Genomic DNA, 14,024 nt, shown 5'->3' on the forward strand with positions numbered 1-14,024 from the left:
GGTTTGAGGTTAAGACAGAAGAAATACCATTTGTTACTGGAAATTCGTCCCATATGGTGCATTTCCTATGCATCACATTTCCTATGACGACTTTTCAATTACTCATGGATTCTTCCGATCCGCCTGCGTGGCAAACCGTTTGGGGGTTTTTCAGCCAAGGTGGATGGTTTATGATCCCCATCCTGTTGTGTTCCATTATCGCGGTGGCCGTGATCGTTTTCAAGCTGATGACGGTTAGCAAGGCTCTTGTCATGCCAGACAAACTGGTATCGGAGGTGGAGCAAATCGAATCCTATTTGGAAGCCGGGCATCTGAACCATTTGGATCAGATTTTTTCCGCGGGGGATACGGCTTTGGCCCGACTTTGCGATGTGGCGTTACATAATGCCGGCAGGCGCGAGGGCAAGGTGCAAGAGGCCGTGCAGTCGGCAGCCCGCGAGGAAATTGTCAAAATGCACGCCGGTATGTCAGCACTTGAGGTTGTGATTACGATTGCGCCATTGCTTGGGCTGCTGGGAACGGCCAGCGGACTGGTGGTTGTCTTTGCCCATGTCGGCCAATCTGCAGATCACGCCAGTGTGGGGCAGGGGATTTCAATCGCATTGAATACAACCGTTGCGGGACTCGCTGTCGCTGTTCCCACGGTGATTGCCCATAGCCATTTCAACCGTAAAATTGAAACAATGGCAGCCCGGTTGGAAGTGATCATGGGGAAAGTCATTTCGGCATTCCACCATCAACAAGCCTTTTTTGGTCGTCACGACGACGCGTAATCTTTTAGCTGACACGTTGTGGAATTCTATCGCCCCAAACGAAAAATCCCCTTGGTGCCGATCTTGCCCTTGATCGACATCCTGATGATTTTGTTGATTTACTTCGCGGTGGAATACGATCCGAAGAAAAAACGTGAGGTTCTGCAAATTGAACTGGCTCTGGCCCAGGACTCGGCAACCACGCAAGTGGTGGAGCCTGCAGCTGTGCTCGCCGTTGCCGCCGACGGGTCGATCACTCTGGACGCCACACGCGTTATCGATGGTATGCTGGTCAACTACCTCAAGTTGTTCCGTGAACAGTATCCCGAGCGAAAGCTCGAGCTGGAGCCGGATAAACAGTTACCATTGGAAACCTTCATCATCGTACAAAACGCGTTGATTGAAGCCGGAATCAACCCTAAGGATGTTCCTACCCGGGTGAAAATCCCGGAGTCTGCTCTCGACGAGTAAACAAAGTGCCGTTAATAGAAACCATCACCGCCCGGCACGGGCCATGTCTTATGATCCTTGAAATTACCCAATACGGAAACCCCATCCTGCGAAAAAAATGTAAAGCTGTCGAAGTCGTTGACGATGATCTACAGCAATTTGCTCAGGATATGATTGAAACCATGGTGGATGCCAATGGTGTGGGACTTGCGGCTCCTCAGGTAAACCAGGATATTCGCATGGCGGTCGTTGATGTTTCCCATGACCCGGAATGTGTTTCTTTTCTCAAAGTGAATGGTGAAGATGTATCCATGGATCAGGTGATGCCCCTGGTGTTCATCAATCCGGAGCTCGTGCTCGACGGTGAAAAAGAAAGCGACACCGAAGGTTGTCTCAGCATCCACGATATCCGGGCCAATGTGAAGCGTCCGAGTGTGGTTAAAGCCACCTTACCGCAACTCGATGGCTCGGTGATTGAACTGGAGGCAGACGGCTTGCTTGCTCGAGCCATCCAGCATGAAGTGGATCACCTGAACGGCATTCTCTTTATCGATCGGATCAGCCCGGCGGCCAAGGTGAGCGTAAAGCGTAAATTACGGCGTCTGGCGGCGCGTTAGCCTCCAGCCTCGGCGGCTTTTTTGAGTTTTGTCTCTACCCCCCCTTGAAGTACCCATGTCTTCTCCTCAATATCAGGAAATTGAAGGACTACAGGTTCGTGTGGATGATGTTATCTACATGCCCAGCCTGGATGCACCGGCAGACAAACCGCATCCCTTTGTATACTTTATTACCATCGTCAACGACTCGGTTGAACGGGTTCGGATCATGGGCAGGAAGTGGGTGGTTCGCGAGCAAGACGGGGAAGTCACCGTTGTTGAAGGTGATGGGGTCGTCGGTCAATCTCCCGTGCTGGAGCCCGGCGAGGATTTTTCTTACAACAGCTACCATATCACGGCGAGGCAGGCCTCAGTTCAGGGGTCCTTCTTTGGTGTCACCAACACCGGCAAACACGTCCGTGTTTCGATTCCGGCATTCACGCTGGAGATTCCTGATTGGGCGTGAGGCGAGACCTTCTGTGGAATGAGCAATAAAGAGCACCTGCACCGCTTTAGCTCACGAGAAGCCCCACAAAAAAATTCCTAGAGAAATTTTTCAGCCTGAACGATATCGTGGGGGTAGGTGATTTTGGGATTGGGCCCCGGATTGGGGACCAGGTGCGTCGAGCACCCAATCAGCTCCAGCGCGGAAACTTCATCGGTTACACGCGCCCCTTGTGAGAGCACGTGTTGGTAAGCTTCCTTGAGTAGATCGGCCTGAAAGATTTGTGGAGTTTCCATCAACCACAATTGTTCCCGGTCCACCGCTTCAATGACGACATCCTCGGCATTGGCGCGTTTGACTGTTTCCGTGACCTGCCGCGCTGATGCGGAGCATCGATAGATCTGGGCATCGTGAAATACTATCGAAATTTGGGAATTGGCAATCAGTGGGCGAGCTCCATCATGGACTGCGATATAATCAATATCAGCATTGTCTTCCAACAAGCTTAGTCCGGCCGCTACCGAGTCATGCCGGTCGCGGCCTCCGTTGACTCGGCGGATTTTTTTACCGGAAGAGGTCAGCGATTCGAGGTCGAGTGCGTCAAACCTCTCCTTGGGGCAGACGACAACAATCTCCTCGACATCCTCACAAGAGAGAAATGCCTGAATGCTGTGCTCAAGCACGGCTTTTGACCCCAAGGTTGCTAGCAGCTTGTCAAAGCCCATTCTACGACTTGATCCTGCAGCGACAATGATGGCGGCTAATTTCATGTTTTTTTGTGAGGGTGAGTGGGACGGAGGCGATTAGCTGAGACGTTTCATGACTTCCTGCGAAAGGATTTTTCCGTCAGCCCGCCCTTCGGTTTTTGCCTGGAGAAGCTTCATGACTTTGCCCATGTCCCGTTTGCTCTCGGCTCCGGTTTCGGTGATCGCAGATTCTACGGCTGCCACGATTTCATCCACGCTGAGGGCTGCTGGCAGGTAGGATTCCAGCACGGTGATTTCTGCCTTTTCGTTTTCGGCGAGTTCGCTACGACCGGCACTTTCATATTGGCTGACAGAATCCAGGCGCTGCTTGATTTGTTTTCGGATCACGTTGACGACTTCGTTTTCCTCGAGTTGCGTTCCGGCACCTCCTTTGTCGATGCTGGCGTTGGTGATTGCGGATTTGAGTGCGCGCAGCACATTGAGTGCAATCTTGTTGCGCTCACGCATGGCCGTTTTGATATCGTCGGTGATTTGTTGGGTCGTGTTGTTCATGGCTTCATTGTTCTGTGGCAGTCGAGTGCCGTTTTTTTTAGATGCGCTTGGATGGCCGGGATTACTGGACATCAAGGACGATCAAGTCGTCGGGAGGGATCAAGTCTCCTGCACGGCAACCAAGCAACTGCTGGTAGAGAGGTGCTTCAGGGGACAGGGTGACGAGTTCACCTCCTTCGTAGGGGATGGTGAGGCCTCCGGCAGAGGGTGTCAGTAAAAAGTAATACCATTCCCCATTTTGTTCGAGCTCAACCAAGGAGCCAGGGCTAATTTCAGATCCCGGGTCCTGTGCATCGCATACCATGGATTCCAAGGCATGCAGTGATCGGGCTAGTTGCTGAGCCTGTTCAGCCTGGGCCTCGGCAAGGTAGGATGCCTCCAACCCTCGAGTATCGTATTTTCCTTCCTGCTTGGACTCTTCACCGGTTGCTGCATGGTGGGTGCTTTTGGCAGCTTCCGTCATGCTTTCCCACTGTCGGCGAAGCTGTGCGCAAAGCTGATCGACGATGGCCTGTTTATCCATGTTGATGATATTTAGCTCAGGTCTTCGGCTGTAACGGACGTCTGTTCGCGGCACCCAAGCCACACTGCCTGATCGACCACCCGGGAAGCTCCGTCGTCGAAGCGGTAACCGTGGCAATTCGGGCAAATCACCGTTGCTGAGCCAACGATGGAGTCGCAGCCTTCGCAAACCTTGTAATTGCCTGGGTTATTGGCAATTTCCTTGGCTTTTTCAATGCGTGATTGATTGGTGGATGATGGCGTCATTGGTAGAAATACTAATAATACGGGACGGATACTTGTCTATGACAAATGCCGAAAAAAGCGGCACCGGAAAACACCGGGACCGCTCATAAAATGGGTGCTTTGGCTGATTGCCGTTAGCTGGCCAGATGCTTACTGGTTTTGCTCTTGAGGTTGGCCGCTTTGTTCTTGTGGATAATGCTGTTCTTCAGGCATTTGTCCACGGCAGAGGAGAACTCGGAATAGCTTTTCTGAGCGGTTTCCTTGTCGCCGGCTTCAGCTGCAGCAAGGGTCTTCTTGCGAAGGGTCTTCATGCGGCTGGTGAGGGTCTTATTGCGGTCTGTGCGAGTTTTGTTTTGACGCACACGTTTGAGAGCGGATGGATTGTTGGCCATAGTTTAGAAAGGTAAAGGTCTTTGTAAAGTGAGCGCCGGATGATTCGACTGCTGAACATTGATCGGTCTGTAGAACGCTGATCGCGGGGTTCAATAAGGTCGTCTGCACCACGAATGCTCTGATTCGGGGCGGCGAACCTACGTGTTTTTTACCCCATGTCAAGCTCGATGCTCAGGAAAATGCTACATTTTTCTTAAATAATTGAGATGGGGGCGGGTCAATTACCCGCAACCGGCTGTAACGCTTCGTCCGGAGAGTAGTAAACTTGGCCTGCAGGCGTATGAACGAGAGGTCCGCGAATGACGTCAACGGTGGAGCCCACTCCCAAATACCGGTAAAGATCGATCACGTCTTTGGATTTCATCCGGATGCATCCATAGCTTCGGGGGTTGCCGATTGTTCTTTCTTCGGGGGTGCCGTGGATATAGATGAATCTGCCGTAGGCATTGCGCGTGCTGCGTTGCTTGCCGTTTAGCCAGATAATTCGGCTCACAATGGGGTCGCGCCCTGGAGCATTAGGTTTTAGGACTTCGCCAGTGCGCTTGCGACTTTTGAAGACGGCTCCGGAGGGGGCGCCTCGGCCAATTTTTTTAGCAACTTCCATTCGGCCTACCGGGGTGCAGTGGCTACCTCTACGGTCACCCAAGCCAAACTTGGAGGTGGAAATGGGGTAGGTCTTAACCGGTTCGCTCCCTTGGACGAGCAGCATTTTTTGATCTTTGACACTGACGATCACCCGGTTTTTCGGGTCTCCATAGCTGCAGGCTGTCAGTATGAGACATGCCACGAGGCAGAATATACCAAGTGCTTTTGAGAAAGGTCGATCGTAACAAGGAATCACACTGACGAGGAGCGACATCGGAATGCCGCAATCATTGTCCCGGCAATCATTCGGACTCAGCACCCGAATGATAAATGATACCGGGGGGACGGTTTAGTTTTTTGCTTTCTCTGCGGCTCTGGCTGCAAAAACAGTAGGGAGCTGCTGCTTGATTGAGCTGATCGAGGTGTAGAGAAAACCTACGGGGAAAGGCATTAGGAGCACTGAGGCCACCCAATTGGCATTCACCATGTTTTCGACGACCACGACGATGAAGAAGATACCAAAGGCGAGCTCGACGATAGGCGTCAGGGATTTGATGGCTTTATAGCGACTGGACTTGGGAGCCTTGGATTTTTCTACGCCGTTGATTCCATATTTCGGCGTACGGACAAATCCGGTTTCATGGTTGAAAATGGCTTCAAGCACGGCCTTGGCGTTATTGACAGACATGCCAATTCCAAGAGCCAGCAGCAAGGGAAGGTAAAGAATGTCCTTCAACCAGGTCTGCGGGCGGAGTGCCTTTTGACTCATGATGTAGAACATGGCGACAGAAACACTACCGAAGAAGAAAATGGGGAAGTTCAGCATATGTTCGGACCATCCCATCTCAGTGAGCCATCCAAGATCTGGCTGATAGTGTGATTTCGGGTAGATCAGGAAACAAAGCATCAACAACGCGAGATAGGCAAAGTTGGAAGTCAGGTGAGCCGTTGCCTCAAGCTTACAGTAGAGAGGAGCTTTGCTTTTCCAGATATCGACCAAGATTTTTTTGCAAACCTGGATGGAGCCTTTGGTCCAGCGGTGTTGCTGGCTCTTGAATCCTTCCATGTCAACAGGAAGCTCGGCAGGGGTGGTGACATCATTGAGGAAAATGAACTTCCATCCTTTGAGCTGGGCTCGATAGCTGAGGTCCATGTCCTCGGTAAGAGTGTCGTGATCCCAACCTCCAGCTTCAGCGATACATGATTTGCGCCACATACCTGCAGTTCCATTGAATGTAAAGAAACGGCCACTGCGGTTACGCGCCGTTTGCTCAAGCTCGAGGTGCCCATCGAGGAACATCGCTTGCACGCGGGTTAGCACATTATAAGTGCGGTTGATATGCTCCCAGCGAGTCTGGATCATACCGATTTTATCATCGGTGAAATAATGAATGGTTTTTTGCAGCACGTCCGGGTTCGGGACAAAATCAGCGTCCAGAATGAAAAGGAATTCTCCTTTGGCTGATGCTGTTCCATTTTCCAGGGCCCCAGCCTTATAGCCTGTGCGGTCGGTCCGGTGAATGTATTCAGCATCGTAACCGCGCTCCACCAATTGGTCGATTTCCTTGCGGCAAATCTCACTGGTTTCATCAGTCGAGTCATCGAGAACCTGGATGTGCAGCTTGTCCTTGGGGTAGTCGAGTTTGGCGACGGAGTCGATCAGGCGCTCCATCACATGCATTTCATTGAAGCAGGGGAGCTGAACCGTCACTACCGGAAGCTCTTTGAAATGAGTTTTTGGCTCCGGGCGTTTATGAGCGTGCTTCAAATACAGCGCCAGAATCATCAAGCGGTGAAAGCCGTAGCCTGCAAGACAGATCAGGACGAGAAAGTAAGAGATATACCAGAGCCATTCCATAATAATAGTGTGTTTGTGGGGTGAAAATTAAAGGATTGAGATGCAAGAGCTGTCGAAAAATCGAAAAATACGACGTATTGTTGTTTCTTTCTCTGGGCGTCCGGCGGGCGGGTCATAACCAAATACCAGTCACGCTGTCAAGCGAAGACTGACAAGATAACTTCTTGATTTAATAGAAAAATCGCCCCTCGTTCAAGTTAAATGCAAAAAATGCATATATTTAATGAAAATTAATGACCCCTCATTTGGTGGGTAAGGTCTGAGATAGTAGTTTTTATTAGAGAACTAAGGGGGGGGGAGTAAGCTTACGTTCTATTCCAATAATTTAAGCTCCAGGGACTTATCATCATCTTCCTTCTTCTTTGTATTGGTGGAAGCGTTTGTTGCTTGAGTCCCCCGGGAAAAGGACATGTCAAAGATGCGGCCATCCATATTGAACATTCGGCCGGTCCAGCGAAGCTTTCCATTGATGGTTTGCTTTTTGAGTCCAATCCTAGCGCTAATCGCTCTTCCTTCGACATCGCTATTGTTGCCATCCCACTCGCTGAGATAAACCTTCCCTTGTGCATAGTTGTAACCTTCCAAATCGTATGATTGTCCGGTGTTCAGATTGCTGTATCGACCGAGAACTCTACCATTTTTATACCAATCGAGATGCACGCGAATACGCGTCTTACCGAGAGTCCCTGAATAACTGGAAGAACTGCTCAGCGATTCTTTGCCGGACGGCTTGTATTTGTGCATTGCGATAGGGATCGAGAGCAATTCGGTGACGTGCATCGTGCCTACCCAGCTGAGCCCATCTTGCCGTTTGAGTTTTACCAGTGGCAGGCTACCGATTTGCCTGTCTTTATCCCAAACTTCCATGATGACCCGCCCTTGTTGTGAGTTGTCGCCATACAACCTGAGTTCTTTTTGTTGGTCTCCCTGGATAAAACTCCCTCTGACCTTTGTCCCCATCCACTGGATTGCAAAAATGCCTTGTGTGTTTCCATAACTCCCTTTGTAGATGGAGTGGGGGACATCCCAGGGACGATCACCGTAACTTGATTTCAGAGAATCCGCGTGCAGGGTTCCAGTCAAAGTTAGTCCAATGAGTAATCCGGAGAACCAAGGGGAAAGATACTTTTTCATGGTGAAAAGCAATAACATGGTTCGCCTTGGCTGGTCAAGACGGCGAACAAATATCACTCGAAGAAGTCGATGGTGATGAGGCAGCCTTATTCAATTAGTGCGAGACCTGGACTCTCATGAACTGAGGGTTCCCGAAATAAGGCGTAGGGAAGCGGTAGAGTAACGTTTCCGTTCCGTCATTATGCATTGTGCGCTCGTGCAGGATAGCCCCAGCTTGCCAGTCCTTGCAATCGCTTGAGATCAAGGGCTGAACGGTCGCCGGTATTGCGGGGTTCCGGGTGATGCTTAGACCAAGGTATGTTTTTAGCTCATTGGTTTCATTCTCGAGTTCGAGCATGGTAACATGCGTCCGGGGCCTCACACATGCATCTTGGTCGTCCGCACACAGTGTTGCTTCCAGCAGAGCGATCGATCCATCCCGGTCGCGATCTTCAGCAATGGCAATCACCGTGGCATCATCACCTCCGGGAGAGCCATGAGGCAGCGTACTCGGCCTCCAGAGAGCCGGAGAATTGAGATCGCCGCCTGCCTGCGGGTAAATCATAACGAGGCTGTAACCTTCTCCATCAGGGGAGGATGGCCACAATAAATCGCCGGGGAGCTCACGATCCGTTCCATCGCCATAGCTCATACTTATCAGGACCACACCCTCGGGGTCTTCCAAAACAAGACGCTCGCCGCTATTCTTAAGACCTCCACTGAAGGTGCCGGCAATAGACGAGCCTCCTGAATACCGTATCCGGAACGCGTCTTGGTTTTTGACGACCACCAACCTCTCATTTGGCCGTAGAATACTATCTTCAGGAAACACAAAATCAATACCGTCGGTGAAAGTTGAGCCGTCAAGGCGAAGCGGGGAGCTTGAAATATTCATTATTTCAAGAAACTCGAAATCACCATCGTCGAGAGTCGGTGACTGGGCAAGTTCATCGGGTGTTGGAGGTGACGGGTGGTAGTGAATTTCCGATAGGACAAGCGAGCCAGGGCTTGGCGCAAGTGGGGTGTTTGATACGATAAAGGATGCCGGGTGGAGCGCACTCCAGATACCACCACTGAGCACACGGGCCTGCAGCAAGGTGTCATGTTGCAATATTAGATCAGCCTCGGCCGACGCTTCTTTTGTTGCTGTCAGGCTAAGGTCGAAGCTGATATCCGAGCTGGTGGCCTTTACTTGATGGATCTCAACAGCGATCACGTTCTCCCCCTCGAGTAGTGTGTCTATCGGCACACTGAATTGAGTGTATGCCTTTTCTGCGTCGCCGCCGATGGCTGCGTTGGCGAGTGTCGCATACTGGATCACACCATCCGGCATGTTTGAACGGAGAATTTCCACACCATTGAGGTAAACAACGGCTCCATCATCTCGAAGCAAACTCAGACTTAAGGTCTGCATGTCTGCGGCGTCATCGACGGTGAATTTTTTTCTGAAGTAGCTGGTGATGTATTTATTGTTGCTATCCGAGCCGTAGCTGAGCTGCGTTACCTCGTCGCCGTCGCCATAACCGAATTGCGCAAGTCCGGAGGACCAAGACATGTCGTTAAATGCGGATGTGACCCATGACGTTCCTTGATCGATGCCATTGGAGAGATATTTCCAAGTGCTTCCTTTGTCGATCAGTGTTGTAAAACCGGACGATACTCCCGGAGTGTTTGAGGCTGCAGGGTTGATAGACCCTCCAGTTAGTCGTGGGTCGCTACCATCCGTGGTATAATACACCACTCCTCCGCTGGGATTGGATATCGTGACACCGAACCCCGGGCTCACCACGCCGCCATTCTGGTTATACTCCGGAGCATCCACCGTAGGGTACCAACCTTTTTGGCGCAGATCAGAAAGTCTGGATGCTGTTTGAGCAGGGAACTGGTTGTTGACCAGATTGTTCTGATAGTTGAGCCAGGATGTCGGGGTGCGATACCCCCAGCGGGCGGATTCACACAGAAAACTCAAGCTTGTTTCATCGACTCGGCGCTGAAGCCGGGCGATGTTTTTTTGTGGGCTCAATGCGCCTTGGTGAAAATAGTGCTGGTAGATCCGGTCAGCAAGAAAGACGGTAAAATCAGGATGATTCTCAGACCTGAGGTATCCCAAAAGGTTGCCAGGCCCTCCGGCATCGTTATTTTGTGCAATTCCCGTGGGGTTGAGATAGCCGTCGGCATCATTCAGGTAAATCCGCATCTTCAAACCGTCGTCCACAGGCTCGAGAAAACTCCGATATTCATTTTCAGAACTGCCAAAGTCATACATCAAGATGAAATCAAGGTAGTTGGCAAGATCCACCCGACTCTGCAGGCTGGTCCAAGGGGTTCCGGCTGCAGCGCGTTGCTTGATGGTTTCCCAGCCACTGCCATCGCCGTCGTAGGCAACGCCCGGCGACCAACCTCCGACGTTGGCGTTGCCATTGATGGCTTCATAATCATCCTTCTCACCGCCGAAATATTCTGACGCCATGGAAGCGCTCCATCGTTCTCTCAGGTGGTATTGCCCCCAGTAGACTCCATTTCGGATAATGTGAACGAATCGACCATGAGGACTGATCTGTCCCATCTCCAGCATGGTGTCATCGGTAAATCGGTTTGATAGATAGGCTCCTCGCATAGCCATATCATGCGATCCGGTGCGTAGATCCAATGCATCAAACGAGTCGACGGCTCCCAATCCATTTTCAAACCCATCGAACAAGGGGAACTTTAATTTCCCGGGGCCGTATGCCTTGCGAAAATAGAGACGGTAATTTTTTTTAGCGAAATTGGTATAGTAACCGCCAAAGTGGGAGACTCCGGCATCCACCTGAAAACCTTTGCTTCCGTCTGGAAAAATCATCTCAACGGAAGTTTTGCGTTCAGAACTGTTGTCGACGGCATCCGGATCATCAATGGTCAGCGAAATCACCGGCAAGGCTTTCAGCGAGTCCAACATTTGCGGTGAATAGCTAGGATCCTGCGTGATCGCAGCGTCCATCACCGCGGATGCAATAATGTCAGTGGCAAACAGATAGGTCTGGGTGTCAATATTGGTTGCTTCGTAGCCATCCTTGTATGCTATGGCACGTATCACCGTCGTTTTATCGATAGGGATGGGGGAGGAGTAGATCGCACCATGATCCGGGCCGGGTTCGGTGCCGTCTTCCGTATAGCGAATGGTGGCACCCTCCGTATCGCTGGTGATACTCAAGGAAAAAGGCTGCTCATGGAATCCACGTTTATGGCTGAATGTTGTGTCGCCCACAAACCCCAACACGCCGGCCGGATTGTCCGCTCCAGGGGTGGGGGTGGCAAAAAAACGGAACTGACCGGTGTCGTTGTAACCGTAACTGCAGTCTTCTTTGATTTCAGGAAACGTTGCGACCGTCGGATAGTTTTCCGGCCACTGTTGAATCAGGCGATCATTAGACGAATCGACCAAGGCCAAATACTCACCCTGTTGATTGAGTTTGAAATGCGTGTGTAAGTCAGGATCACTTTTGTTTTTGCCTGATGCAAAAAGAAGAAGGTAGCCGTTTGCGGGGATGGGGGTTCCGGAAGGGATCTGCCAGCGTTGGATCAGCATCGGATCATCTGTGAGGGCATACTGCCCAGCATCGATGACGTGCGGGTTTGGGTTGTAGAGCTCGATCCAATCTTCAGCGTCGCCGTCCGCATCCTCCAGCCCGTCATTATTGGAGCTTACTATTTCATTGATCCTCGGAGGGGATGGCGTGGTATCGACAAATGCTGTGACGTTCTGGCTGCTTGTGCCATGTTCATTCGTGGCTGCGAGCGTGTAGGTGGTATGAACATCAGGGCTCAACGTGATGGTTCCTGACGGTTCGACGACTCCGACGTCCGGAGAAAGCGTGACGCTGTCCGCTCCGGTGACTGACCAGGAAAAGACAAGCTCTTCCCCGGAGGTAATCCGAATGCCTGTGGGTGACGACAGTGGCCCCGCGGAGGCTGTGAAATGGTTGATTTCAGGAACGGGCGATCCCAGGTCGTGAAGTGAAAGGATGTTGTATTGAGGGTGCGTGCCATCTGAGCCCCCCACAAAACGCAACACTTGTCGATCAGAGTCAGCCGTAAAGGTTCCGATGACAAATTGTGATGGGGGGCCGCTGTCGAGAATCACTTGAGCTGAACCCGCACCGCTGTCATACGTTTTTTTTCTCCCCTGAGTGGATGCTGAACGAGTATCCGCCATCCAAACCTGCAAACGGTATCGGTGACCTGGGACCAAACCTGGTAGATCGATCGCTTCCGTGCTACTGGCCCATGACATTGTTCCGAGGAGGCGTTCGTAATCGTTGTCCCCTCCACGGTTGTGAGGGTCCATATTGGTAACCACTCCACGACTTAAGTTGACCCCGGGCGCAAAATTTAAATTTACACCATCGACCTCCAGACGAATGCTATCGTTTCCGCCGCTCCACAACAGGACCGGCTCACCATCGGCATTGAAATCATCCAATGATCCTGTGATGTTTTGAGGCGCTTGCCACAGGATCTCCGCCCCATACGCACAAAGCGATGAGAGAATAAAAAGCCCGAAAAGGTAAGGGTGGCGCTTCAAAACGATGTGGCACCATAACGACTCCCTTAGGCAATGCAATAATTATTGCAGAATTGGATGCGAAGCATGGTCGCATACGGGTAAGCTGCACACCACGGTTCAGGGGGGTAAAAAACTGGCCCCGGGGCACTTCCCGGAGCCAGTGAAAAACAAAGAGGGTTTGGATAATTCAATACGCGATTAGATCTCGACCGATTGGATGGTCTTGATGATCCGGGAAGCGATCTTGTATGGGTCACCCTGGGAGTTTGGACGACGGTCTTCGAGGTAGCCCTTGTAGGCATCGTCTTTGACGAAACCGTGAGGAACACGGACCGAAGCTCCGCGGTCAGCAACACCCCAGGAGAACTTGTCGATGGACTGGGTCTCGTGGAGGCCGGTCAAGCGCTTGTCGTTGTCTGGACCATAAACGGCGATGTGCTCTTCGCAGTATTCTTCGAACGCATCCATGAGCTTGAGGAAGTATTCCTTGCCGCCCACTTCACGGAGGTGCTTGGTGGAGAAGTTGGCATGCATTCCTGAGCCGTTCCAGTCACCGGTGATGGGCTTACAGTGCCACTCAACGTCAACTTCATACTCTTCGCAAAGGCGGAGAAGGAGGAAACGGGCAACCCAGATATCGTCGGCTGCTTTCTTGGAGCCTTTGGCAAAGACCTGGAATTCCCACTGTCCCTTGGCAACCTCGGCGTTGATGCCTTCGTGGTTGATGCCGGCATAGAGGCAGAGATCGAGGTGTAGATCGGTGATTTCGCGAGCCATTCCGCCCACGTTCTTGAATCCGACACCGCAGTAGTATTCGCCCTGAGGATTAGGGTAGCCGCCTTTCGGGAATCCAAGAGGTACTCCGTCTTGCATCAGGAAATACTCCTGTTCGAATCCGAACCAGGTGTCTGGATCGTCGGCGATGGTTGCACGGGCGTTGGATGGGTGAGCGGTTCCGTCAGGAAGCATCACCTCGCACATGACGATGATGCCATTTTCGCGAGTTGCGTCAGGATAAAGGGCGACTGGCTTGAGGACGCAGTCGGAGTCTCCACCTTCAGCCTGTTGAGTGGATGAACCGTCGAAGCCCCACTCAGGAAGCTGGTCGAGGGTCGGGAATTCGTCAAAGTCACGAAGCATGCACTTGGTGCGGAGGTTCTGGACGGGGGTGTATCCGTCGAGCCAGATATAATCGAGTCTGTATTTAGCCATGATTTCTGTATTAATAGTTGTTGGTTGTCTGGGTTTGCCACCTCGATCATCGAGCGGCATAACACCTC

General features: G+C 51.6%; 14 protein-coding genes. 4 read left to right on the top strand and 10 right to left on the bottom strand.

The features are described 5' to 3' along the window. Positions 1-104: 104 nt before the first annotated feature. Genes HW115_RS01235 through HW115_RS01250 form a run of 4 tightly spaced genes read left to right on the top strand, consistent with a single transcriptional unit; the run spans position 105 to position 2,264 of the window. Complete coding sequence (locus HW115_RS01235) at positions 105-773, top strand: MotA/TolQ/ExbB proton channel family protein (RefSeq protein ID WP_178930758.1); 669 nt, start codon at positions 105-107, stop codon at positions 771-773. Between the two features lie 18 nt (positions 774-791). Then, positions 792-1,223 (top strand): ExbD/TolR family protein, encoded by a 432-nt coding sequence (locus HW115_RS01240; protein WP_178930759.1) that lies wholly within the window; start codon positions 792-794, stop codon positions 1,221-1,223. 50 nt (positions 1,224-1,273) lie between these two features. Further along, positions 1,274-1,819: a peptide deformylase gene (gene def / locus HW115_RS01245; protein ID WP_178930760.1), complete on the top strand. Its 546-nt coding sequence runs from the start codon at positions 1,274-1,276 to the stop codon at positions 1,817-1,819. A gap of 55 nt (positions 1,820-1,874) precedes the next feature. Continuing rightward, the gene (locus HW115_RS01250; protein WP_178930761.1) at positions 1,875-2,264 is read left to right on the top strand and encodes a Co(2+)/Mg(2+) efflux protein ApaG; all 390 of its coding nucleotides are present in this window, start codon (positions 1,875-1,877) and stop codon (positions 2,262-2,264) included. Positions 2,265-2,341: 77 nt separating this feature from the next. Here the strand turns inward: HW115_RS01250 and ispD are convergent, their stop codons facing one another. The 10 genes from ispD to HW115_RS01300 form a co-directional block, all read right to left on the bottom strand. Beyond that, positions 2,342-3,013 (bottom strand): 2-C-methyl-D-erythritol 4-phosphate cytidylyltransferase, encoded by a 672-nt coding sequence (gene ispD / locus HW115_RS01255; protein ID WP_178930762.1) that lies wholly within the window; start codon positions 3,011-3,013, stop codon positions 2,342-2,344. 33 nt (positions 3,014-3,046) lie between these two features. Then, complete coding sequence (locus tag HW115_RS01260) at positions 3,047-3,502, bottom strand: GatB/YqeY domain-containing protein (protein WP_178930763.1); 456 nt, start codon at positions 3,500-3,502, stop codon at positions 3,047-3,049. 61 nt (positions 3,503-3,563) lie between these two features. Next, a complete protein-coding gene (locus HW115_RS01265) occupies positions 3,564-4,025 on the bottom strand; it encodes a transcription elongation factor GreAB (protein ID WP_178930764.1) in 462 nt (153 codons plus the stop codon). Between the two features lie 11 nt (positions 4,026-4,036). Then, complete coding sequence (locus HW115_RS01270; RefSeq protein WP_178930765.1) at positions 4,037-4,270, bottom strand: hypothetical protein; 234 nt, start codon at positions 4,268-4,270, stop codon at positions 4,037-4,039. 113 nt (positions 4,271-4,383) lie between these two features. Beyond that, the gene (rpsT, locus tag HW115_RS01275) at positions 4,384-4,641 is read right to left on the bottom strand and encodes a 30S ribosomal protein S20 (protein ID WP_178930766.1); all 258 of its coding nucleotides are present in this window, start codon (positions 4,639-4,641) and stop codon (positions 4,384-4,386) included. Positions 4,642-4,859: 218 nt separating this feature from the next. Continuing rightward, entirely contained in the window at positions 4,860-5,429 is a 570-nt protein-coding gene (locus HW115_RS01280) for a L,D-transpeptidase family protein (RefSeq protein ID WP_178930767.1), read from the bottom strand. Between the two features lie 147 nt (positions 5,430-5,576). Continuing rightward, positions 5,577-7,085: a cellulose synthase family protein gene (locus HW115_RS01285; protein ID WP_178930768.1), complete on the bottom strand. Its 1,509-nt coding sequence runs from the start codon at positions 7,083-7,085 to the stop codon at positions 5,577-5,579. 312 nt (positions 7,086-7,397) lie between these two features. Beyond that, entirely contained in the window at positions 7,398-8,219 is an 822-nt protein-coding gene (locus tag HW115_RS01290; protein WP_178930769.1) for a hypothetical protein, read from the bottom strand. 94 nt (positions 8,220-8,313) lie between these two features. Next, a complete protein-coding gene (locus HW115_RS01295) occupies positions 8,314-12,762 on the bottom strand; it encodes a lamin tail domain-containing protein (RefSeq protein ID WP_178930770.1) in 4,449 nt (1,482 codons plus the stop codon). A gap of 180 nt (positions 12,763-12,942) precedes the next feature. Continuing rightward, complete coding sequence (locus HW115_RS01300) at positions 12,943-13,956, bottom strand: glutamine synthetase beta-grasp domain-containing protein (RefSeq protein WP_178930771.1); 1,014 nt, start codon at positions 13,954-13,956, stop codon at positions 12,943-12,945. Positions 13,957-14,024 lie beyond the last annotated feature (68 nt).

The sequence above is a fragment of the Oceaniferula marina genome (assembly GCF_013391475.1).
GTDB classification, from domain to species: domain Bacteria; phylum Verrucomicrobiota; class Verrucomicrobiia; order Verrucomicrobiales; family Akkermansiaceae; genus Oceaniferula; species Oceaniferula marina.